General features: G+C 40.0%; 23 protein-coding genes. 18 read left to right on the forward strand and 5 right to left on the reverse strand.

What is annotated here, in order from left to right; genetic code table 11:
• A partial coding sequence (locus JCM15548_RS17275) for an ATP-binding protein (RefSeq protein ID WP_157482901.1) occupies positions 1-388 on the reverse strand: 388 nt, incomplete at its 3' end.
• Between the two features lie 280 nt (positions 389-668).
• On the opposite strand from JCM15548_RS17275, the gene JCM15548_RS17280 reads away from it, so the two are divergent.
• On the forward strand, positions 669-1,133 hold the full coding sequence (locus JCM15548_RS17280) for an alpha/beta hydrolase (protein WP_227625984.1): 465 nt from the start codon (positions 669-671) through the stop codon (positions 1,131-1,133).
• Positions 1,134-1,311: 178 nt separating this feature from the next.
• Here the strand turns inward: JCM15548_RS17280 and JCM15548_RS21785 are convergent, their stop codons facing one another.
• A complete protein-coding gene (locus JCM15548_RS21785) occupies positions 1,312-1,488 on the reverse strand; it encodes a hypothetical protein (protein ID WP_227625985.1) in 177 nt (58 codons plus the stop codon).
• A 93-nt stretch (positions 1,489-1,581) separates the two neighbouring features.
• Between JCM15548_RS21785 and JCM15548_RS17285 the strand changes: the two genes are divergently transcribed.
• The 7 genes from JCM15548_RS17285 to JCM15548_RS17315 all read left to right on the forward strand — a co-directional run bounded on the left by JCM15548_RS17285 (position 1,582) and on the right by JCM15548_RS17315 (position 12,614).
• Positions 1,582-1,959: a helix-turn-helix domain-containing protein gene (locus JCM15548_RS17285; RefSeq protein ID WP_162198275.1), complete on the forward strand. Its 378-nt coding sequence runs from the start codon at positions 1,582-1,584 to the stop codon at positions 1,957-1,959.
• A 399-nt stretch (positions 1,960-2,358) separates the two neighbouring features.
• Positions 2,359-4,317 carry a type VI secretion system tube protein TssD gene (gene tssD / locus JCM15548_RS17290; RefSeq protein ID WP_062127995.1) on the forward strand — a complete coding sequence of 653 codons (1,959 nt, stop codon included), beginning with the start codon at positions 2,359-2,361 and terminating at the stop codon, positions 4,315-4,317.
• Positions 4,318-4,334: 17 nt separating this feature from the next.
• Positions 4,335-5,045: a hypothetical protein gene (locus JCM15548_RS17295; RefSeq protein ID WP_062127997.1), complete on the forward strand. Its 711-nt coding sequence runs from the start codon at positions 4,335-4,337 to the stop codon at positions 5,043-5,045.
• Between the two features lie 399 nt (positions 5,046-5,444).
• A complete protein-coding gene (locus tag JCM15548_RS17300) occupies positions 5,445-6,398 on the forward strand; it encodes an AAA family ATPase (RefSeq protein ID WP_062127999.1) in 954 nt (317 codons plus the stop codon).
• Positions 6,399-6,404: 6 nt separating this feature from the next.
• Positions 6,405-8,900, forward strand: a complete 2,496-nt coding sequence (locus JCM15548_RS17305; RefSeq protein WP_062128001.1) for a S8 family peptidase — start codon at positions 6,405-6,407, stop codon at positions 8,898-8,900.
• A gap of 31 nt (positions 8,901-8,931) precedes the next feature.
• Positions 8,932-11,343 (forward strand): McrB family protein, encoded by a 2,412-nt coding sequence (locus JCM15548_RS22335; protein ID WP_062128003.1) that lies wholly within the window; start codon positions 8,932-8,934, stop codon positions 11,341-11,343.
• Between the two features lie 146 nt (positions 11,344-11,489).
• Positions 11,490-12,614 carry an McrC family protein gene (locus tag JCM15548_RS17315; RefSeq protein ID WP_227625986.1) on the forward strand — a complete coding sequence of 375 codons (1,125 nt, stop codon included), beginning with the start codon at positions 11,490-11,492 and terminating at the stop codon, positions 12,612-12,614.
• A gap of 150 nt (positions 12,615-12,764) precedes the next feature.
• Here JCM15548_RS17315 and JCM15548_RS17320 read toward each other — a convergent pair whose 3' ends face one another.
• A complete protein-coding gene (locus tag JCM15548_RS17320) occupies positions 12,765-13,568 on the reverse strand; it encodes a HepT-like ribonuclease domain-containing protein (RefSeq protein WP_062128005.1) in 804 nt (267 codons plus the stop codon).
• A 257-nt stretch (positions 13,569-13,825) separates the two neighbouring features.
• Between JCM15548_RS17320 and JCM15548_RS17325 the strand changes: the two genes are divergently transcribed.
• From JCM15548_RS17325 to JCM15548_RS17370, 10 genes are all read left to right on the forward strand, one after another.
• Complete coding sequence (locus JCM15548_RS17325; RefSeq protein ID WP_062128007.1) at positions 13,826-14,995, forward strand: glycosyltransferase family 4 protein; 1,170 nt, start codon at positions 13,826-13,828, stop codon at positions 14,993-14,995.
• 108 nt (positions 14,996-15,103) lie between these two features.
• Entirely contained in the window at positions 15,104-15,694 is a 591-nt protein-coding gene (darT, locus tag JCM15548_RS17330; RefSeq protein WP_227625987.1) for a type II toxin-antitoxin system toxin DNA ADP-ribosyl transferase DarT, read from the forward strand.
• Between the two features lie 3 nt (positions 15,695-15,697).
• On the forward strand, positions 15,698-16,732 hold the full coding sequence (gene darG, locus JCM15548_RS17335; protein ID WP_062128011.1) for a type II toxin-antitoxin system antitoxin DNA ADP-ribosyl glycohydrolase DarG: 1,035 nt from the start codon (positions 15,698-15,700) through the stop codon (positions 16,730-16,732).
• A gap of 53 nt (positions 16,733-16,785) precedes the next feature.
• Positions 16,786-18,639, forward strand: coding sequence for an asparagine synthase (glutamine-hydrolyzing) (asnB, locus tag JCM15548_RS17340; protein ID WP_062128013.1), 1,854 nt, complete (start codon positions 16,786-16,788; stop codon positions 18,637-18,639).
• Between the two features lie 324 nt (positions 18,640-18,963).
• Positions 18,964-20,271 (forward strand): AAA family ATPase, encoded by a 1,308-nt coding sequence (locus JCM15548_RS17345; protein ID WP_062128015.1) that lies wholly within the window; start codon positions 18,964-18,966, stop codon positions 20,269-20,271.
• A 4-nt stretch (positions 20,272-20,275) separates the two neighbouring features.
• Positions 20,276-20,968, forward strand: coding sequence for an RloB family protein (locus JCM15548_RS17350; protein ID WP_062128017.1), 693 nt, complete (start codon positions 20,276-20,278; stop codon positions 20,966-20,968).
• A 107-nt stretch (positions 20,969-21,075) separates the two neighbouring features.
• Entirely contained in the window at positions 21,076-21,378 is a 303-nt protein-coding gene (locus tag JCM15548_RS17355; RefSeq protein ID WP_062128019.1) for a hypothetical protein, read from the forward strand.
• A gap of 76 nt (positions 21,379-21,454) precedes the next feature.
• Positions 21,455-21,916 carry a hypothetical protein gene (locus tag JCM15548_RS17360; RefSeq protein WP_062128021.1) on the forward strand — a complete coding sequence of 154 codons (462 nt, stop codon included), beginning with the start codon at positions 21,455-21,457 and terminating at the stop codon, positions 21,914-21,916.
• A gap of 84 nt (positions 21,917-22,000) precedes the next feature.
• Positions 22,001-22,528 carry a hypothetical protein gene (locus JCM15548_RS17365; protein ID WP_062128023.1) on the forward strand — a complete coding sequence of 176 codons (528 nt, stop codon included), beginning with the start codon at positions 22,001-22,003 and terminating at the stop codon, positions 22,526-22,528.
• Between the two features lie 90 nt (positions 22,529-22,618).
• Complete coding sequence (locus JCM15548_RS17370; protein WP_062128025.1) at positions 22,619-22,894, forward strand: hypothetical protein; 276 nt, start codon at positions 22,619-22,621, stop codon at positions 22,892-22,894.
• Between the two features lie 20 nt (positions 22,895-22,914).
• On the opposite strand, the gene JCM15548_RS17375 is transcribed toward JCM15548_RS17370, so the two are convergent.
• Together JCM15548_RS17375 and JCM15548_RS17380 are read right to left on the reverse strand one after the other, a co-directional pair.
• On the reverse strand, positions 22,915-23,352 hold the full coding sequence (locus JCM15548_RS17375) for a hypothetical protein (RefSeq protein WP_062128027.1): 438 nt from the start codon (positions 23,350-23,352) through the stop codon (positions 22,915-22,917).
• Positions 23,345-23,969 (reverse strand): AAA family ATPase (locus JCM15548_RS17380; RefSeq protein ID WP_157482907.1); only part of this gene is annotated, 625 nt, incomplete at its 5' end. The genes JCM15548_RS17375 and JCM15548_RS17380, both read right to left, overlap by 8 nt.

Here is a 23,969-nt window from a genome sequence, read left to right on the forward strand (position 1 = left end):
CATTGTATGGATTGAGAAAATTTTCGTCTATGTAATGATTGATATTTGTCAGGCCAACCCCTTCCGGAATTAGTCCAATGGTTTGTCGACTTTGGTCCCTCCTCAGGGTTTTATCCCAACGCAGGCCATCAAGTGTTTCCAAAGCAATACGGGCATAAGGAGCAGTTTGCTTAGCCTCCTTTTTTAAATCTTCGTTTTTAAAACCCAGACCTTTAACATTGGGAAAACGAGAAAATACGGCACCCAGACCAATTGCCAGTCCATCGAGCAGGGTCGTTTTTCCTGAACCGTTTTCCCCTGCAAGCAAAGTCAAGCGATTGCCCAATGAAATATCAAGGTTGGTCTTTGATCTGAAATTGCTGAGGGTAGCCTTTTTAATTTGTATCATTTGCTGATTTTTTTCACCTAACAAATATAACTGACATTTCCCGTCTTCTCAAACGATGTGACAACTTAAATCCACTATGCCCAGGAGCGCATTCAAAAATTGGCACAGTCTGCCCCCTTTAACCAACAAGCATCTCTTCGTTTGTTCTTCGCCAGCTCACTTCCTCACTTATCATGTAAAACCAATACCGCTTTTTGAAAAAAATCAGCTGGCACTATTGCAAAAAACATTAGCTTTATAAAAAAATATCAGAGATGTTTTTTCGATCTTAACACATTGCATGATGCTGCGATTTAAGGTTTTCTTTATTCTGTCTTTTACATTTATCGTCCTTTCTTTCGGTCAGAGTACCACTTACTCATTTGATCAGAATATTCCTTATTATGATGACGGTATTCCATCTGATGACTATATGGTTGAGCGCTGTTTATTAGATATTTATTATCCATCGAACAGTCAAGGTTATTCAACAGTTGTATGGTTTCACGGCGGAGGATTAACAGGAGGTAGTAAGGAAATTCCTGAAGCATTAAAAGAAAAGGGGATAGCTGTTGTTGGTGTTAATTATCGACTTTACCCCAAGGTCAACGCCCCAAAATACATAGAAGATGCTGCCGCTACAGTAGCCTGGGTGCTTAAGCATATCCAGGACTTTGGAGGTGATCCTTCCAAAGTCTTTGTTTCAGGACATTCCGCCGGGGCTCATACCATAACCCATTTTACCGTTGCCTACCTAATCGCATGATGAAAATTGTCGGACACAACGATACCCGTCTATTGGAACTGGACGGATATGGCCACCAAATGGCTGAGCCTGCATTCCCTTTATTATTAAATGAGATACACCGGATTGTAAAAGGCCACTAAGTTGAAATTTTGGAAAACCATAGGTTAGTTGTTTTCTGCTTTAATCTATTAATTTGCTATTTCTTGGTATTCAGCAATTCTTGCAGCATCGCCACCTTCTCTTTTTCGGCGGTTAACAGACGCTCATAAAGCTCAACTACCTTTTCAATGGGGTTGAATGGGTAGTTATTGGCAAGTAATTCTTCCTCAACCACCATCTTTTGCTCCAGCTTAGAAACAGCCTGCTGGGTCAAATTCAGTTCATTGGCGATATACTCTTGATGTTTCGTCCGTGATGGACTTTTGGTGCCGGGCTGGTTTCAAGGGGATTCATTGCAGTAGAGTATTTGAGTTATTTGACTGCTGTTGCAGTCCATCAAAGCATTGGCCTGAGGACAGTGAGCCTTAGCAGTTATCAAAGCCTTGAAATTGGAGAGACCAAGCTTGATCTAGAGCGCTTGGAAAAGATCTCGGATGTATTGGATACCAGCATGGAAGAATTAATGAGGCCGGAAGGGTATTATATCCATCAGGAAATTCACAAGGGAGGAAATGGCCCAGGAGTAAATTTTGGAAATGAAAACACCTATAACTATGGCGTAGAGAAAGAAATTCTTGACCGTTTAGTTTCAGCAAAAGATGATGAAATTTTTCTACTGAAAGAAGAAAACAAGTATTTAAAAGAAAAAATTGATCAGTTGTTGGATTTGGTTGGAAAGAAGTAAAATTTCATTTTAGTCAAAACTAGCTAATTGCAAGATTTTTATTAGTACTTACACATAGCTTATTGTCTGATTTAGGACCCTTTTCTCATAATCTTTATGCCATTAACCAAAAATAGGGAAAATGGCTAAACAAAGAATTTACAGGAGAAAAGTTCGTAAGATATTATTCCTACATCATTTTTACACCTTCAGTGCAGAGTTCCAAATGCGCTAACGCTTTATTCTATAATGGTCACCAGTTTATGATTAACAGAATACTTAATAGGTTGCCTCTTAAGGCGCAGTGATTCAATATAATGGATGCCATTAAGAAAAACATTTTCACAAGTTATTTTACAAAAAATCCCTATATTTAGCCTTTGAAAATTATTAACCCTTAACCCAAAACACCACCTGCTTATGATGAAGGCTAAGTTAATTATAGCTGGAGAAGAGCGCTGGCTCACAAACTTTCATTATGAATACTTCTTTCCGATAGAGACCAATCCCGATTTGAATGGCGGCAGACTACCACTGAGCGAATCTTTTGAGCCGGTCGTAGCCAGTGGGGAGGCCACCGACAATGAATGGTTCTTTAAACCGGTTCAATTTCGCCCTGTCGAGACTTTTGATTCACTCATTCGTCCAAATGATGGCATTGATGGCTCTATCCGGCACCAAATGGCAGGCGGCCTTTTCAACCTGAGTTTTGCCTCAAGTGAGCAAGATGAATTCTTTCTGGAGTGGTTGATGTTGGGTACCATGAAAGAAGGCAAATTTGAAATATATAATGGTGACGATGACCATTTTATGAAAATTGAGTTTTGGGACTGCTACTGCGTAGGTTTCCATGAAGCAATGGCACTGGGCAGCAGCCCTATGGAAATCAGTCTTCGCTTGTCGCCGGCCATCACCAGAAATAGAAATGTGGTGGAGCATGAAAAAAACTGGAAAGTAACCGACATACATGGTGAGTGGAAGGCTGGTGCTGTCGGGGCTACAGGCGCTGTTGCCGAAGAGGTAGCAGCCAAACTGGTTTCAGTTGAATTAATCGATTCAAATAATCAAGACATTCAAGCCGGTGTAGTGCAGTATGTCAACCTACCAACCAATTCCACCTATGTGAATGGTCAGGAGATCCAGGATATGGGTCAATTGGGACAGAACATCCGGTGCAAAGTCGTGTTCGACAAGCCCGGCGTGCATAACTTCAAGCTCAAACTTGAGCCAGGCTCCAATAACTTGGCATATTCCCAAGCCGAAATAACACGAAATGCCAACTTCAAGTACCAGGATCAGGAATTAAGTTTAACCACCAATAGCAATGGGGAGATAATTGTTGAAGGCTCACGGTTGTTCGTCAGTCCGGCCGCCGGGGACATCTTCTCAGTGTCTGCTACCGATGACAATGGTACTAAGCGTATGAGCAATGGTTTTGTTGAAACAGAGCGTTTGCTCCATTATGTGGAAGTGAAAATGAATAATCTGAATTCCATTGCCTCCAATTTGAATCCATTTGTTCGTGAATTTAGAAGTAATGGAGTTATTCTTAAGGATTTGCCCTCGGTAAATATGCCGCACCTTAAAAATATTGGCAACGATGCCGACAGAAACACTTTCGTTCAAAACGTACAAACAGCAATAGCTAACTCACCAGCCGTCAACTATAGTCCACATTGCGTGACCATCGCCTATACCGATCATTTGGCGGTGAAAGGAGTGATTGATGCCGGGGCAATCTCCCGGGGAGGAGGTGACAGGACGGTGAATGTTAAAATCGAGCATGAAAGGACATATAAAGAATTCGCTTTGTGGCACAATCTGGATGGAGATGATTGGTTTATTAGCTGTGTTTTTAAGCCGACAGACGGTAGTCCCGACATTTCTATTGGCAAAGACAAGTGTACGCCACGTGCAAAAGTGGATAATGCTGGTTTCTTCAACAATGTGGATGTGGATGTCCGTGGACTTCCGATGATAGCCGGAAAAATAGAAATGGAAGTCCATGTAGTCGAGCGGATGCGAGGGGGTATTTCATTACACAATAGCAATATTGTAGCAATTGGCACCCGATTTGAATGGAAGGATATATCCCCTAATCTACAAAATATTATAGCCATTCATGAAGTGGGGCATCAATTGGGAATGGCGAGCGACGGAAGCGGACCAGATAAAATCCCTACCTATTACAATAACAGCCAAGGCCATGTTGGGTCGCACTGTCATTTTGGTATTCCGGCAGGACAAGCCCGTTACGATTCTATGGCAGACCGTGAAAGGAGCCGTTGTGTAATGTATGGCGTCGCCGGCCGTCAAAGATCCTTCTGTCGTCACTGCGCCGAAGCCTTGAAAAAAGCAGACCTCAAAAGCGGTGTATAACTTAAAATCAAATAATTATGTCTACAAATAGTCTAAATGTTAGCCAACAACTGAAATCAATTTTACCTTTAATTCTCTGGATGCTTGCCGCATCCGTTTCATGTCAAACCCTTAAACAAGACAGTGTCATGCCAACAACAACCATCCGATTCATCCCCGAAACCTTTAATGATCTTAAAGTGGGAGCTTTTCACGGGGGGCGTAATCCATGTTCTCCAATGTCTCCAGAGAAAGCTACAAGCTACCTAATGAACGAGACGTTAATTAACGTGCCTGAAAAGATCATCCTGCCTTCTTCTGTGCCTCTTGAGAGCATTAAGCCGATAATTCCTGTTTGTGTTGCATCAGTCTTTACAGCACGTAGAGGTGCTAAGTACGCCCACTTATCAGAAGGAGTTTTTCACATTCGGAAAACTGACTCTGAGCATTGGTTTAAAGGTATAATTTATGAAGAACTTTGGGATGAAGGTGAGATGCCGGGACCGGCACCAGATGAAGAAGTGGTGGAAAAAAGAAGAAAAGAACGAGAGAAACAGATAGCTAAGGCCCAGCAATATACTGATGATGAATTGAATGAAGGAAATTTCAGTGGGGAATACAGAAATTTAAACCTCATGCAATATGTTGACATGCCTTTTGAGCCGGGTGTCTATGAGTTATACTATTCTGCCTTGGGGATTGAGTCAAACCGGGTACAGGTTGAGATCGTGTGTTTACCTTTTTTCTAACACCCCCGATAACATTATGTAATTTGAGACATAAATTGAAACAATAATATTCGCCTAAAAGAAGGAGAAAGGATTGGAACATATTACAGTTTGGAGTTATGCGATTAAATGGCGGTTAAAAATGTGATATAGCCGATAAATTGAAAATTCGCAACCCGACCCATTTAGCGATCTGCTGATTTTCTGAGGAGAGACCAAATTGAATTTCTAGAAATAGATATATTTGGCGCTAGCCACCTTTATTCTTTACTTCAATTCAAAGAGATTAGAAATAAGGCCTCCTTGGTAATCATGAATTCCTTCTGCTCAGATATAAATTTCCATCTGGTAATTGGATGGGTTTTATTTATGGGTTTACAGCATAGAATTGAGCAATAAAAACCATATTTTTGTAATAATATGGCAAAAGCGGAATACATAGTTTCATTAATCAAATCGCATTACAATAATGAGGTAGATAAGTTTACTACATCTGCCTTGCAAATTGCTGCCCATGAGGCCAAGTTAGGCCATTCGATACTTGCTAATGAAATTAAGAGTATTGTAGACCGAGCCAAGGAGAACAAGCCTAAGGTTAAGAGGTTTAGTCCTGATTTGCAGGGCTTAATAATTGAAAATGTACCTGCAGTCAATTTAGAAGATATTATTACCACCGATGATATCAAAGGAAAAATTAAAAGAATAATTTCTGAGTTTGTCCAAAGAGACAAATTAAGGAAGCACAATCTCGAGAATAGAAGAAAAGTTTTGTTATCAGGCCCTCCTGGCACCGGAAAGACCTTGACTGCTTCTATAATTGCCAATGAACTAAGGCTGCCCCATTATACCATCTTAATGGATAAGATGGTCACAAAATACATGGGTGAAACCAGTGCCAAACTTAGGCAGGTATTTGACCTTATTGAGCAACAACAGGGCGTTTATTTATTTGATGAGTTTGATGCAATAGGAGGGGAAAGAAGCAGGGATAATGATGTTGGGGAAATGCGCCGCGTTTTAAATTCGTTTTTGCAATTTATCGAGAGAGATAACTCAGATAGTTTAATCATCGCAATAACCAACAATAAATCACTTTTAGATCAAGCATTGTTTCGACGTTTTGATGATGTTATTTTGTACCACCTGCCATCAGAACAAGAAAAACTTTCACTATTAAAGGATAGGTTAGCCAGTCGATCTCAAAATGTTGATTTTGAAGGTTTGTTGCCCAATATTAACGGATTAAGTCATGCAGAAATTTCCTTGGCTTGTTTAGATGCCATTAAAGAAACTGTGTTGGATGAGGATAAGAGAATGGATAATTCTTTAATTCTAAAAGCTATTGGTGATCGGAATGCAGCTTATCACAAATAAACCTTAATGCCCGAAAACTACAAACACATTTTTTTAAACAAAGCCTTCATTTCTGAAAAATACAAAATAGCCTCAGGTTTCGGAGAACCTCGAAGAATACCCAGCCGTGATGCTGAAAGCCATAGTACCAAACTTCTGGCACAATTTGAAGAAATTTGGAGCCGGAAAAGGCAATTAAGAGAAGAGCGTGAAGCCGAACAGATTTCCACCAGAGAAGGAATCTACTTATCATTTACAAGTGCCGTAGAACATGACTTAGTAACAGCAAGTCTTGAAAATATAAGAAGTGGGATACGACTTTTAAATATTAAACAAGAATCCACTGCTGACGGGTTAGGGAAGGTCAGAGCAACAGTCTATATTCCCAATGGCCAGGAGGGATATTTCGTTAGGAAAATTGAAGAATATAGAACAAAAGTTACACCATCCGGCAAAGCCAAAAATGCCCCCCTGGTAAACAGTATTGAAGATGTTACCACAGCACTACTAGAAAGCATGTGGACGGATAAAGAAACCTTAATTCCAACGCAGACAGCCAAGTGGTGCGAAGTGTGGCTCAGTGTGGACACTGCAGGCAGTAATGAGCAAAACCAGATTGCCGATTTTTACAATCAACTAGAAAGTTTAAATATAGCCTACAAAAGGAATTATATCTTATTCCCGGAAAGAGCCGTTTTGTTGATTAATTCAAATAAAAGCCAGCTTGTAGAACTTATGCTAGTAAGTGACATTTTAGCTGAATTTCGAATTGGTCAAGAACCTGCAGGTTTCTGGGTTTCAGAAAGCTCAAAAGATCAACAAGAATGGGTTGAAGATTTATTGGCCCGTATAAACATCCTTGAAACGGATGTCTCAATTTGTGTTTTAGATAGCGGGGTAAATAACGGTCATCAATTAATATCACCCTTATTGCCTGAAGATAAAACCTTGTCATACGATCCGGAATGGGGTACTTATGACCATGAAGAAAGAGCAGGACATGGAACCTTGATGGCTGGCATATCTGCCTATGGTAACCTTGAGAAAGCGCTCTCTACTAATGATTCGATTGATTTAACGCATGGCCTCATTTCAGTGAAAGTTTTACCTCCTCGCCACCAAGGATCAACACCTAAGGAATTGTGGGGTGATGTAATTAATCAAAGTGTCTCCAGGGCTGAAATCGCTAGCCCTAAAGCCAGATTGGTTTTTTGTATGGCAGTAACATCCGCTGAAGACATGGAAAGAGGCAGGCCTTCTTCATGGTCTGGCGCAATTGACAACATAACTTATGGTCAGGGGGAGAGTCCAAGAATTCTTATTGTTTCTGGCGGGAATATTAGAAGCGAAGAATTATTTAAGGATTATCCTCATTCAAATTTAGCTTCATCGATTGAAAATCCTGCACAATCCTGGAATGCCATAACTGTAGGTGCTTATACACAAAAAATGATTGTAAATGACGAGGATTATAAAGATTATGAGACTTTAGCTAACCAAGGTGAACTCTCTCCTTATAGCACAACATCCTTAATGTGGGAGCGAAAGTGGCCATATAAGCCGGATGTCGTATTTGAAGGCGGCAACCTTTTAAGAGGTCCAGAAAATGTTATCATTGCTCATGAAGACTTAGAATGCCTGTCAACATCAAAGTCGTTTAATATTAAGCCCTTCGATACAATAAATGCAACAAGTGCTGCCACTGCTCAGGCTTCCTGGTTTGCAGCCAAGTTGCTCTATGAATATCCCGATGCGTGGGCTGAAACCATTAGAGCCTTAATAGTGCATTCAGCCAGGTGGTCAGATTCGATGTTAGAACAGTTCAGTACTGAGAACAAGCGGAAATCTTTCGAGAAACTAATAAGGATTTTTGGTTTGGGAGTTCCTCAATTAGAAAGAGCCTTGTATAGTCAAGAGAGTGCAATGTCGTTTATTTCCCAAGAATCAATTCAGCCCTTTATACTTGAGGGTAGCAATGGTAAAACCAATGAATTGCATTACTATAGCTTACCATGGCCCAAAGATTTATTATTAGATTTGGGTGCAGTTCCGGTAACGCTTAGAGTAACACTTTCGTACTTTATTGAACCAGGTGCAGGTGAAATTGGTTGGAAAGATAAATATCGTTATCAATCCCATGGATTACGGTTTGATATCAATAATGTCAATGAAGATGAAACGGCTTTCAGAAAAAGAATAAATGTGGCCGCAAGAGAAGACAATGAGCAATTAGTTAACAAATCCGGTAGTCAGCGATGGGCAATAGGAAAAGACAATAGAAGCAATGGCTCAATACATACCGACTACTGGGAAGGTACAGCGGCTGAATTAGCAACGTGTAATTTGATTGCTGTTTATCCAGTCATTGGTTGGTGGCGAGAACGTAAGCATTTAAATAAAGTTGATACTATAACTCGTTACTCGTTAATAATCTCCCTGGATACGCCTGAGCAAAATATAGAATTGTATTCCACCATAAAGAATCTGATTGAGATTCCGGTAGAGGTTGAAACGAATATCTGAATGTTCAGGTTGCAGCTAAAAACACCAAATTATGAAGCAGGAAGAGGTCCAAAAAGTTTTTGAGGAATCAGGTTGCCAAAACATAGCGCAAGCCAAGGAGTATTATTTTTTATTAGGGCAGGAAGCGCTTAATAGATGGCTCAATTTAGAAATTGAAGACCATCTCAAGGACGAATTAGTTCGCCTTTCTTCTGATTACGATGAATTTAAAATTGTTGCAGAGGCTAACCCGCAAATTGGTGAAATCAGAGATTTACTTTTTGAGATTATCTCTTATTGTGACACCAAAGCCCACGGAAAGCTTCAATATAACAAGTATGATGATTATCGGGCCATCGCGGATGCTTTTGTTCGCATGAATGATTGGGTGGCCGGACTTATTCGGTTTAAGTTTCAGAATAGGGTAATAGATGGTAAGTCTATCCTGAATGCTTTTAATTACTTGTTAAACCCTGAGAATAACTGTACCATTTTAAGTGATAACCATCGAAAAATGGTATCAGTCAATTTGTTAAAACATGATTACAATGAGCATAACTTCACCAACGATTTAAAGGAATACTTCTCAAAATTTGGTTTAGTGGTTGCCCATCAGGAGAATTTCACCTTTCTGTTATCGTCCATTGTTTATTCATTCAGAGGAGAATGGGAAGACGAAGTGGTAGGTCTAATGGCTTCTGATGGTACCGGATGGCAGGAAAATGAGATAGAAATTGGTCCTGAATACGAGGGGCTCATTATTTGGAATAGCAAAAAGCCCAGTGGGGGCAATGATACCTTAAAATTATTGAGAGCTTATCTCAAAGATCGAAAATCCTTTCCGCTTTACTACAGCATTCGGGGTGAAACCCGTTATAAAGCAAACATCATTGATTTTGCAATAAGTCAGGAGGAGTATTCGAATAAGGAATGGGCATCGAAAAAAATAAAGCACTATGCGCCAAATTTCAGTGATTATCATGACGATAGAAAGTCTGCGAAAATTGTTTTTTTTGCTGATGGGATTGAGAAGGTAGCGCCTATACCAGTCAATAAGTTTAAATTCTTTGGTAAAAATAGCCCGCCAACACAAGACAATTTATCCCCAATAAAGGCATTACCTACGGAAATTGTTACCAATGTTTCAGAAGCTAATACTAAAAAAAGTTATCCAAATACAGAACCTATGAGCTTGAATCAAATATTGTTTGGACCTCCCGGAACCGGTAAAACCTACAACACGGTAAACAAAGCCTTAGAAATAATTGGAGAACCATTAGAAGGAAAAAGCAGAAAAGATATAAAAGCAATTTTCGATAAGAAAGTCCAGGAAGGGCAAATTGTGTTTTCCACCTTCCATCAAAGCATGAGCTATGAAGATTTTATTGAAGGAATAAAGCCAATTACCGAAGGTGGAAATGTGAAATATGAAGTCAGGGATGGAATATTTAAAAAACTATGCCAACTGGCTCAGGGAATTGTAACCACAAGTTTTGACGAGGCCTATTATGAATTTATTAAGGACATATCTACCAAAGAATACTTTGAATTAAAAACTAGTGAGAATACGTCGTTCTGGGTTTCAGTAAATAGAAACAACAACCTAAACCTCTATACCACAGCTAACAAAAACCATCAGGGATCTATGGTTAGGGAGAATTTGAACAAAATGTCAGCCGGCCAAATCGTTTATATAGGCTGGGATTGTTATATCAATGCGGTCATCAGTCATCTTAAATCATACTATAATTTTGAACTCAACACAGACACCACCAAAAACAAAAAGTATGTGATGATTATTGATGAAATTAACCGTGGTAATATTTCTCAAATTTTTGGCGAGTTGATAACCCTCATGGAGGATGATAAAAGATTGGGAAGGGATGAAGGTTTAGAAGTTATGCTACCCTACAGTCAGGAGAAATTTGGTATTCCTCCCAATTTATATATCCTGGGCACCATGAATACGGCCGATAGAAGTGTAGAAGCCTTGGATACAGCATTGCGTAGAAGATTCAGTTTTACAGAGATGCCTCCTCGATATGATTTAGAGGGACTGAAATACGAATTTGCCGGAACCACCGGGCGCGAAATATTACGCGTCATCAATAAACGCATCGAGAAGTTACTGGACAGAGTCCATTTGATTGGCCATTCTTATTTGCTTATAAAGAATGGTTCTTCCGTTGAAGAGCAATTGCAAGACGCATTTTATCGAAATATCATTCCTCTTCTGCAGGAGTACTTTTACGGTGATTATGCCAAAATAGGAGCAATTCTGGGTAAAGGCTTTATCTACGAAGAAAATAGCACAGACGAGGAAGATTTTGCCGCTGACATCAATTTCGAATATCCGGAAAAAGATATTTTTCAAATCATCGACTACCGGCAAGGCCATCCCGGCCGTCAATATATTCAGGAAGGGATGACCTTTAAAAGTGCCATTCAGCTGCTAGTTAAGTAGGAAAGTTAAACCACGGCATGAAGAAAAAGCGACAACATATTACCGTCTTTGAGCATCAGATGATCACGCTGAATCAGGCGTTTGAATCAGGCGTTGTCTTTGACCAAAACAAGCTGGAAGCGTTTGAGTGATTCTTTGGAAAAGGCGTGCCCTACTTTAAGCTTATCAGACAAGGAGTCCAGTTCAATGAGTATGTTGGTGCCATTCAGGTGGGAGACACATTGGTGGAAGTTTTACCAAAAGCCGACAAAAGTAAAGCCAATGGCTCAGCAAAAAATACCTGGCGCGATGTGTTGATAAATATGCTGAGAACAGTCCAGGGCTTTGATGTAAAAGCCCCCAGTGCAAGCCAACTCAAGGTCAGGGAAAATTCTGTACTCGACTTGTATTTTGAAATGTTCATAAAGGAGGTAGAGTATCTTTTGCATCAAGGATTGTCAAAAAGATACCATCAAATAGAAGGAAATGTTCTTACACTAAAAGGCAGTCTAAAGTTTGATAAGCATCTTAATAAGAATATAATACACAAAGAACGTTTTTTTACCAATTATACGGTTTATGATACCAACCACATTCTCCATGTTATCATTTATCAGACACTGCTCCTTCTGAAACGCATCAATACTAATCCATTATTAACAGGCAGAATCAATTCACTGCTGTTGAACTTTCCGGAATTGCCTGAAAGGAAAACTACTGAGAGCCTCTTTAATAAAATAGTATTCAACCGGAAAACCCAAGGGTATAAAACCGCCATTGAAATAGCCCGATTGATTTTGCTCCAGTATCATCCCGATCTAAGTAAGGGTAAAAACGATGTTCTAGCCTTAATGTTCGATATGAATATGCTTTGGGAACAGTTTGTTCTGGTCACACTGAAGAAAGAAAAATCCTTAAGAGTTAAAGGCCAAAACTCCAGGTTTTTTTGGAAACCAATCGGTGGCCACAGTAGAACAATTCGTCCGGATATTACAATTTTCAAAAATGGGAAAAACTACGTTCTGGATACTAAATGGAAAATGGTTGATAGAAAACCCTCCATAGAAGACATCCGGCAAATGTATGCTTACCATCAATACTTTGATGCAGCAAAAGTCGCTTTGCTTTTCCCGGGTACCGCAGGATATATTTCAGGGAAATTCTTTGAAACAAACCAGCATCGGAACCTTTCTGATAAAGAATGCGGATTGTTGTTTACTCAATTTAATGAATCCGTAAAAAACTGGCAGAAACAGATTGTTTGCGAAGTGTCGGGATGGATAGGTGTATGAGAAATTACCTAAACCATGTATGGCTTTAATTTTTCGCAGGTGTAATAACCAAATACACCATCTGAATTTTTGAGTTAGTTTCTATTTTGAAAATTTTTAAATGTTTTTCGGTAAAAAAAGGTGCTAAATAAATCAAAAAAATGTAGTTGATTATTTCTTTTTTACCGTCCAAAGAGACCTGTTGGAATGTATTGGATATAAGTATTCTGTTGTGAGAGGTAGGGAGGTAATTTTATTTGAATGATTTGTGGGTCCAATCCATTTTTTGTCTGAATAGAACATCTGGTCGCTGATTGATTCCAATTGATAGTCAATTTCTTTTTCCGCAAGAAGTTTTGAAAAAATGGCATTTTTATAATCTAATAAAGGAAAAAAGTTCTGTTTAATTATGGGTTCATCAATTAATGCTTCTAGGGCATTGTGAATAAAATCTTGACTGAGTGATTGAAAAGTAATGTTAGTATTGTATTTTCTATTTACCTGTAGGGTCCAAAGCATGACATAAAATTTCCCATCGTTGGTTGCCCAGCTATGAAATTTATTAACATTCATTTGGTTGTTTAGTAAATCTCTTGAGAACGTATAGTTCAACAACCATTCAAGACAAGATTTTAATTTGGGTAATTCAGTTAACACCCCATTATCCTTTGGGTTGATAATATCCCATAATTCCTCGTTATCAATTCTTGTTAAAGTCTCATTGCAGAATATTCCTCCAAGTAGGATCCAAGCAATGTTTGAAAATTTGGATTTGGTGAGTTTGTTAAGTCTTTGAGAACTTTGGTTTATGATGCGAAGGTTGAAATTAATCGCATCAATAGTTTTATCATTCTTTGTGATTGTGTCAGAAGTGTGCCTCTTTGCGTATTCCTTTATTTTTGCCAATGACTCATAGATATCTATAATTGCAGATAGATCGTTACCAGGAATTATTTGTTTCTTTTCATCTTTCATAGTTACATAGTTTAGAATTAAGAAAGATGAAATTAGAAAATGTTTTTAATATAGCAATTTTAAGGGAAATAATGAGTTCATTTTTCAGCTATAGATTGCGGGCTGTTATAACCTAGTATGGCAAAAAAAACTATAGGAATAAATAAGGCTAAGTCGATGGTGGGAATGGAAAAGTATTAATTAATCTTTGTGTTACTTAAAAACCTTTTCTTGTAAGAAAATCCTTACAACCGTAAAATCCTTATCTTTGTTTTTCTATGCAAAGCACAGCCAAAAAGAAAATATTGGTCTTTATTGATTGGTACCTGCCCGGTTACAAGGCAGGCGGACCAGTGCGCTCCATGGCCAATATGACCGGGCACTTGTCGGGCGAGTTCGATTTTTATATAGTTACCAGAAACAATGAGTATGGTGAAACTGCACCTTACACCGATACCATTGCTGATAGTTGGAATGATTTAATGCCAGGCGTAAAAGTATGGTACTGCAGCGAAGGCAAAGCCAGCCTAACCGTATGGAAGCACCTGATAAAAACAACCTCTAGCGATGTGGTTTACATCAACGGCGTATATTCGCCTAAGTTCTCGTTGCTGCCCTTAATAGCCGCCAGATTGAGGCGTTTTAAGCACGTAATCGTCGCACCCCGAGGAATGTTGGCAGGCAGTGCCATTAACGTCAAAAAAGGAAAGAAACAGCTGTTTTTGAAAGCCGCCCAATGGTTGCGCCTGTACAAAAATGTGCAGTGGCACGTCACCAACCAGGCAGAAGCTGAACAGGTGAGACAACAAATCGATCCACAGGCACAAACCACCATCGCCAACAACCTGCCACGTAAGGTTACCACACCATTTACACCGGTTGTCAAAGCAGAAGGCACTGTGCGCCTATGTTTGCCGGCACGGGTAGCCCCCGAGAAGAACACCCTGTATGCCATTCAATGTTTAAAAGACTTGCCCGGGAGTATTCAGGTAGAATTAGATTTATACGGACAAATATACAACCAAGCCTATTGGCAAGAGTGTCTGGCGGAGATAGAGCTCTTGCCAGCGAACATCACCGTCAAGCACAAAGGCTTCATCCAGCCGGAAGAAATACCAGCCACCATCAAAGAATACCACGCCCTCTTTTTACCCACCAGAGGCGAAAACTTTGGACACGTCATATTAGAGAGCTTCATGGCCGGGCGACCCGTTCTCATCAGCGACCAGACACCATGGAGAAGCTTAAAAGAAAAGAAAGCCGGTTGGGATTTACCCTTGGAAGAAATACAGCAGTTCAGCGCCGTCATCAACGAGCTGGCCACCATGAACCAATCCACCTTCGACCAATGGTGCCAGGGAGCCTGGCAAATGGGGCAGGAGAGTGCCAACGATGTAGCCTTGTTGGATCAGTATCGAAAACTGTTTGGTGTAAAGCTTGTTTTTTGAAAGATAATGAGGGTTTGGCATCAGAAAATACAGGAAATTGACTGAAAGAAGCATTGAAAAAATTAAATTTGTAGAATGCCGGAATTGAACGAAATATACTTGTATAGAATGACTCATATCGAGAATATCCCGCATATTCTTCAACATGGGATCACGCATTCAACTTCAGCTAATGCTAATCGTAATTTTGTGCCTATCGGAGATAGCAGGTTAATCTCTACGAGGAATAATTTTTTGCTTAACAATGGTAGACGTTTAGGAGATTACATTCCCTTTTATTTTGGACCAAGAACACCTATGCTCTATGTTATTCAAAATGGTTTTAATATGGTTGCCCCCACACCTGCCGAAAATATTGTGTATTGCGTAAGTTCTGTTCAAAAAATGATAGACTTGGGATTGGATTTTGTGTTTACCGATGGACACGCTATTGATGGTTTTAGTTCTCAACATACTGCTGCCGACCTATGGAATATTGAGACCCTTCTTGATATGAGAGCGATATATGACCGGTACTGGAATGATGAGAATGATTTAGATAAGAAGCGTCGGAAAGAAGCAGAATTTTTAGTGGTAGGAGACATTGCGTCCTCAGCAATTTTGGGCTATTTGACTTACAATGAGAATGCAAGAGACAGGGTAGTTAACTTCGGTGCAGATGCGGATGCTGTGCACGTTAGGTCACGTTTTTATTTTTAAGCTATGATACATTATCAAATTGGCAATTTGTTAGACAGTGAAGCAGAAGCTTTGGTGAACACCGTAAACACCGTTGGTGTAATGGGTAAGGGCATAGCCTTACAATTTAAAAGCAGGTTTCCTAATAATTTTAAGTTGTATGCCAAAGCATGTAAGAATAATGAAGTAAAGGTTGGTCAACTCTTTGTTACCGAAGAACAAACATTGCTGTCAGGAAAAAAAGTCATTATCAACTTCCCTACAAAGACAAATTGGCGTTTGCCTTCCGAATATTCATACATAGATTCAGGACTAACTGAACTCGTTAAAGTAATTACCGAAAAAAACATAAAGTCTGTTGCAATTCCTCCTTTGGGCGCCGGGAATGGTGGTTTAGATTGGAATAAGGTAAAGCAGATTTTGGTGAAATATTTAGAACATGTGGATTGCGATATACATATATACGAGCCTAATGCAGCCATCCAGGAAGTTATGAGTAAAGAAAGAGTGAAATTGACACCTGCAAGAGCCATGTTGCTATCTGTATTATATGAATTGGTTCGCAATGGCGAGTTTGTGTCTGAGTTTGCGTCTGAAAAAATTGCTTATTTCCTGCAGCGTTTTGGAGCAAAGGAAGCTTTTAAGTTAGATTTTAACCCCAATTTTTACGGACCCTATTCGGGTAAAGTAAAGCACGTTTTATATTACTTAAATGGAAGTTACATAATGGGCTATAGTTCTAAAGACAAGAAGCCGTTTGAAGAATTGGGTTTAATACCCGGGGCTGAAGTTGAAGTAAACGAGTTTTTGGATATACCCGAAAATGCAACCCACAAAAGCACTGTAGAGAAAACTAAATCGTTTTTAACTGGATTCTATTCACCGTTTGGATTAGAGTTGCTTTCGACCATTGATTTCGTTATTTCAGAAAAGAAAATCAATACAACAGAAGCCATTACCAAAGAATTGGCAAACTGGAGCGATAGAAAGAAATCCTTGTTTACCAATCCGAAATTTATTCAAATAGCATTAGATAACCTGAAATTACATCTAAGCTAAAAGAAGTCCCAACAGCTCACCTTACATTGAGGAAGCCCTAGGAACAACTCACTATGTGCGGAATAAACGGAATCATATCCAGTCATACACCCGATAAGCAGGCCGTCATTCAGCGAATGAACCAGCGGCTGAGCCATCGCGGACCCGATGATGAAGGCCAGTGGATCGAAGGCCCTGTAGCCCTGGGGCACCGGCGCTTGTCCATCATCGACTTATCAGCCGCCGGTCACCAGCCCATGGTATCTGCCTGTGGCAGGTATGTAATGGTGTATAACGGAGAAGTCTATAACTTCCAGTCCCTACGCCAAAGCATCAATTACCCTTACCAGTCGAATACCGACAGTGAAGTCATCCTCGCCGCCTGGGTACGTTACGGTAAAGCGTCCGTCAAGCAACTCGAAGGCATGTTTGCCATAGCCGTGTGGGACAAGCAAGAACAGGTACTGACACTGGTGCGCGACCGGATGGGGGTGAAGCCCCTCTATTGGTGTAACAACGGCCAGGGCTTTGGCTTTTCGTCCGAAGTGCGCGCCCTCCTGGCATCCGGCTTGGTAGAGAAAGAAATTTCTGAAAGCGCCCTGGTCGATTATTTAAGGTACCAGACCGTTCAGACACCCGCCACCCTGGTCAAGGACATCTACATGGTACCACCCGCCACCCTCTTGCAGTACTTCCCCAACAGTCAGCACGTCAGCACCGAGAATTATTGGGACATCCGGCAGCAGTACACAGTCGTACCCCACACCTACGAAGAAGTCAAAGCGACCGTCCGTCAGCTATTTTTCAAAGCCGTAGAAAAGCGTTTGGTAGCAGACGTGCCCTTCGGAGCCTTCCTGAGCGGCGGCATCGACTCCAGCGCCGTGGTGGGCGCCATGGCCCAACTGTCCACCCACCAAGTCAAGACCTTCAATATCTCCTTTGCCGAGGAAGCCTTTAGCGAAGCCAAATATGCCCGCCACATTGCCCAAATGCATGGCACCGATCACCACGAGATAAAACTCTCGCCCGATCATTTTCTGGAACACCTGCCCGCAGCCTTAAAAGCCATGGATCACCCCAGTGGCGATGGCCCCAATACATGGATGGTATCGAAAGTCACCAAAGCCGCCGGCATAGACATGGCCTTGAGCGGACTGGGAGGGGATGAAGTATTTGGAGGCTATGCCATCTTTAAGCGCATGGCCCAGCTCGAAAAAATGCAAGCGCTTTGGCGCTTGCCACTGCCCTTGCGCAAAGTCGCCGGTAAAGCCCTCACCAACCTACGCCCCGGCGTAGCCTCAGCCAAGATGGCCGATTTGCTGGCCCTGCCCGGCTACGAGTTCAACAAAGCCTATGCCTTTTCGCGACAAGTATTGATGGATAAGCAAATTGGAGAATTGCTCACCGTGCCACTGCCTTCAGAGCACTTACCCGTTGCATGGCTCAATCAGAATGGCACCGCAAAGCACGCCCACAACCAGTTATTGAGCCGGGTTTCAGTCGCCGAGATGGAGACCTATATGCAGACCGTATTGTTGCGCGACAGTGATCAGATGAGCATGGCCCACGCCCTGGAGCTGCGCGTGCCCTTTATGGATCACCAGTTGATCGAATTCGTATTAGCGCTGCCCGATGGCATGAAATTCCCCGTCACCCCCAAAAAGCTGCTCGTCGATAGTCTGCCCGATTTGCTGCCCCACTACATCGTCAACCGCCCCAAAATGGGCTTCGTATTCCCCTGGGAGCATTGGCTAAAGAACGAGTTACACAGCTATGCCCAGGAGCGCATTCACAAATTGGCACAGCAACCGCCCTTTAACCAACAAGCCGTGCTAAATTTGTGGGAGCAGTTTTTGAAAGGGAACCCGGCTGTTACTTTTTCGCGGATTTGGCCCTTGGTCGTACTGGCAGAATGGAGCAACTCATAGGTTTGGCTTGCTGGTCGTTAGAAAAAGCAATGCGCTTAAAACAAGAGTACTTTGAAACTAAAAACTAAAAGTCATGGCAGATTATAGAGAAATAAAGACTTTTTACGAATTGATAAAGAAGTTTTGCGGAACTCACTTTTGACGAAAGAACGAGCTTCAATCACGCGAAAACAATGATTAATATGAAAAGCACAGCCAAAAAGAAAATCCTCGTCTTGGTGCTTCATCAGATAAAGTAAAAGAGCCTGATGTTTTATCGGGATTGTTTTTTGCTTTTCTTATCCGTATATTTGCAGTATTATTGCGAATTTAAAAATAAGAAAAATGGTGATTCAAGAATTTAGTTTTGGGAATTTCAGGTCTTTTAAGGACATTCAAACCTTGAATATGTCATCAGCTAAAATCAAGTCTAAGAATGAATTAATAGACGAAACTAATATAATCCATGATGAGAAGTATAAGGGTGTATCATTTCTAAAATCTAAAGCTATTTACGGAGCCAATGCATGTGGGAAAAGTAATATTGTAAAGGCGTTTGTAGCATTTATCCGAATTATTAAACAATCGGTTAAGGATGAAGAGATTTTAAGTCTGGTTGAGCCCTTTAGTTTGTCCACTGAAACTGAAAACGCACCAAGTTTCTTTCAATTAATATTTTGGATCGAAAAAACACGTTATAGATATGGATTTGAGTTAGATGACAAGCAAATTTACGCAGAATGGCTTTATGCTAAACCTGGAGAAAGAGAGCTGCCCTATTTCATTCGGGACAATCAAGAAATCATTGAAATTGATAAAACTAATTTTAGCGAAGGCAACAAGTTTGTAAGTCTTTTTGATAATAATGCTTCTGAGAATGAGATTTTTAGAAGCAATTCATTGTTTTTGTCTACCATATCCTCTTTAGGTTTTGGAAGATTATCCAAAGAGCTTGTTGACAATATTAGCTCAGCTATGGTAATCAATGGGTTGGGGCATAAGGGGCTGCACACCTATGCCGGTGATTGTTTGAAAGATGAAAAAAGAAAGAAGTATATCATTGATTTCTTAAAATATGGAGATACTGGCATAGATGACATCGATACCATTGATGTTTCATCAGATACTTTTTCCATTGAATCAGAAAATGAAGAAAATAAAGTCTCAGATAAGAATAGTAAAAGAAGACTTGTGATTTCTACCAGGAAAAAGTATGATGAAAATCTGAAATTTCATAAAGACGAACCTTTCCCTTTTACTTTGATGGAGTCAGAAGGTACTTTAAAGTTATTCGAACTTAGTCCGTTTGTTTTTGAAGCGCTTAAGGAAAACAGGCCTTTGATTATTGATGAATTCGATGCCAGGTTTCACCCTTTGTTGACGAAGAAAATAATTGAATTGTTTAATTCTAAAGGAAATAAGAACTCGCAATTGATTTTTATAACGCACGACACAAATTTACTTTCAGCTGATTTTCTGAGGAGAGACCAAATTGAATTTGTAGAAAAAGATAAATTTGGCGCCAGCCATCTATACTCTTTAGTTCAATTTAAAGGTATTAGAAACACAGCCTCGTTTGAAAAAGACTATATTAATGGAAAATATGGTGCCATTCCTTTCCTGGGCGATTTTAAAAAACTATTGAATATTTAAGTCCATGCCTAAGAAAACTAAAGCCATAAAGAAAACGGATCAAAGAGCTCAAAAGGCCTGGTTAAAAAAAGTCAAACCTTCTGTTTACGCTATTGAGGTAAAGGAACCTAATAAGACCATTCTGATTGTGGCAGAAGGTCAGAGTGAAAAACTGTATTTTGAGTCTTTTCCTGTTCTTACGTTAACAGTTGAAGCAATTGATTTACGCGGCCAAAGTAAACTTAAGCTTATTGAAACTACAGAGGCTATTTTGAGTAATACTGACAAAAGTTATGATGAAGTTTGGTGTGTATTTGATATGGATATTAAAAGAGGAGAAAGAGAGTTTGCCGACTTTGATAACGCAATAAGCAGTGGAATTGCTAAGGGGTATAAAATGGCCTATTCAAATGACGCTTTTGAATTATGGTTTTATTTACATTATAATTTTACTGATCAAGCTAATCACAGACAGTTTTATTATCGGGCTCTAAGTCAATTTTGGACCTGCAATTATGAAAAAGTTGGCAAAACCTATGAATTCTGTCTGAACATATATGAGCGGTTGAAAAGTGATAAAAATGCATCCCAGGAGGAGGCGATAAACCGGGCAGAAAGACTATTTCTTGACCAACGTCATACGGAATACCATAATCAAAACCCAGTAACCTTAGTTTTTGAATTGGTTAAATTCCTCAATGCTCATTCCAGAGATTAGAGTCTTTGTTTTTTGCATTCAAAACTAACAGGAGGCCTTTCTATGATAGGGGAGAAATGAAATATGTTTTATAATCAGAGGGTGAAGGACTTGAATTATGTTTTTTTATGGAAACAAAAATCAAATATTGGAACGTGTTATGTGAAAAACAAAATAGCCTGCTTTTTCAAGAAAAAATAAAAGCGGACCATATTTCTGAAACGAACTTGGTTGCGTTCATTAAATCATTAATTTCGAAGTACGCATTATCAGATAAGGAAATACTTGAACAACATCTCAATATTCCGTTTAAGACAAAAAAGGATTATATAGAAGTTACAAGGACAAACAGTAAAATAGGCGAGCCTTTGCTTATCAGCTTTAGTGCACATGTAGCGGATATTTCGGTTTCAGTAATTTTAAAAGACTGATTCCGTTAAAGGTTTGAACTAAGAGCTTTAATGTAAACTTATTATATTATGAAAAACTAATTGTGCGATACTTTTTATGAAAAAGATATTTATTTTAAAAGGGAAGAATGACACAGGCAAAACCATTAAGATAAACAGAATTGCCGAATGGATCATTAATAATCATGGAGCTACCAACACTATTAACTTTGATTCGAATGATTTGAAGAATGATATTAATGGCGTTCTTGAGGTCAGTAATTTAACAATCGGCATAAACTCCTCGGGTGATAACTTAATGGAAGTTCGAAAAATTGAAAGGTTAAAATCAGAAATAGGCGAATATCCTGATATTCTATTATGTGCCTGCAGAACCAAGGGAAAAGGACGTAAGTATATTGACAACAATTTTAATTATTCCAAGGGTTGGTTAAAAATCTATATTGATGTGAAAGAGCACAATTCTGCTTCGACAGAAAAACAAATGATTCGTGACGAAAGAATTATTGCTGAGATGCAGGCTTGGTTAACTGGATTGAAAAAAATAGAAAATTATTAGCTGTTTCCTGATTATAGGCGATATCTCTTGCTAAATATTTAAATTCATGGATGTATCAAGTATTTTCATTTCTGGGGTGGGCTTTTGTTCACCAAGTTAATTACAGACAATTTAGGCTCGTTTAGTCTGAAAGAATTATTAAAAAGGGAAGAAGAAACTCTTAAAAAGGAAGGTGAATTTGTTACTTTAGAAAAGTTGCAAATGATTTCTCCGTTTTCAGTCTTCTGCACTTTACCTGATTTTGAAGTTGACAATCCAACTACCAATGAGAATTTAGTCCTTCCATTTTATGATGCTGCCATGCGGCTAATATGTGACCTAAGCTATTCTCCTGACGAGTTTAATTATTGTGCTAAAAACTTTCAGGCACAAAATGTAGCCGATAAGCTAGATTTAATTGATTTCTTTTCATTACAGAAGAACTTTGTAGCTCAAAATGACTCTCGTTACAGATTGGGTTTTCGAAGCTTTTATTTTGCGCTCAGGCAAAACCTGGATAATATTGACTTTGATTACATCGCAAGTATTAATAAAACATTAGCACCGTTTTATTTGAATTATAAACATAAGGAGCTCTTTATTCCTGGTCTGGATTATATAAGAAAGCAATAATCGACAATAAGTATAGAAGGAATTGATGTTACAGAATGACACTAATGTTTTTTTGGTAGTTATAAAATAAAGCCCACTTTTTGACCTTCGATGAAAAGTACAGGCAAAAAGAAAATCCTCGTCTTCATAGACTGGTACCTGCCCGGTTACAAGGCAGGCGGACCAGTGCGCTCCATGGCCAATATGACCGGGCACTTGTCGGGCGATTTCGATTTTTACATCGTTACCCGTAATACAGAGTACGGCGAAACAGCGCCTTATACTGATACCATGCCCGATAGCTGGAATGATTTAATGCCCGGCGTAAAAGTATGCTATGCCAGTGAAGACCAAAGCAGCCTTTCCGTCTGGAAGCACCTGATATAAACAAGCCATTGCGATGTTGTTTACATCAACGGCGTATATTCCCCCAAGTTCTCATTGCTGCCTTTAATAGCCGCCAGATTGGTGCGATTTAAGAGCGTTATTGTCGCCCCTCTTGCACCAGCGCTGACTTTCTCCTTTATTTCCCGGTACTCCGGTCTGTTGTATTTGGTAGCTGCCAGTTGGCCAGCAGCATGCTCTATATTTGTCCCTTTCAACTCTACCAGTATCATCCAATACCGGTGTTGTCTGCGAAAAAGAAACATCCCGTCGCATTTGGGATTGTTATCCCTAAACACACATTGATCCAGCACAACCGCCTTAGTTTCTTCGTCGTGTCCTTTTGGCTGAAGTCTAACCTTCTTACCATTTTCCTCAAAAGAAAACGGACCGCTGCACATTTCGTCGGGCTGGCCACGCCTTGTACAAACACACGATTCAAATCTGCCAATATCAATCATCTGTTCTTTCTGCCCATTGAAGATCCCTCATTTCATCGTAAGCCTCCGATAAGACATTGTACGGATGGATCAGTTTGTTATCAATTAAGCCCAATTCTTTGTCCATAAGATCCTCAATGGCGTCTTTTTGCAGATAATAGACCGCTGTATCGGTGGCTGGGAGAGGATATAAGTTGCTAACATTCGATGAAGAAGTGATTTGGTCGCGCACTTGAAAGCGCATGAGGTGATTATTAACCGCTTCAACAATATAGGGGCTGTGGCTCGTTAAAATAAACTGCGTATGCGGAAAAACCCTAAGCAAGTCACCCACCACTCTGCGTTGCCACTCGGGATGCAGGTGCAAGTCAACCTCGTCGATCATGACCACCGATTTTGCCTCCAAAGGGTTGTCCATGTGAGGATTGGCCAAAGCCATACGCGATGCCAAATCGATGACCAGTGACAACATCGTTTTGTAGCCGTCGCTCAATTGCATAATATCCAGTCGCGTGCCATCAATTTTCACAGCAAACCTTAAAGGATTCAGCATAATATGAGGCTCTGATATATCCGGAAACAGTTGCTCTATGGCCTTTCTTACCGCCTCCAATTCAGGGAGCCTGTAGTCGAAGGAT

The sequence above is a fragment of the Geofilum rubicundum JCM 15548 genome (assembly GCF_000974365.1).
Taxonomy (GTDB): domain Bacteria; phylum Bacteroidota; class Bacteroidia; order Bacteroidales; family Marinilabiliaceae; genus Geofilum; species Geofilum rubicundum.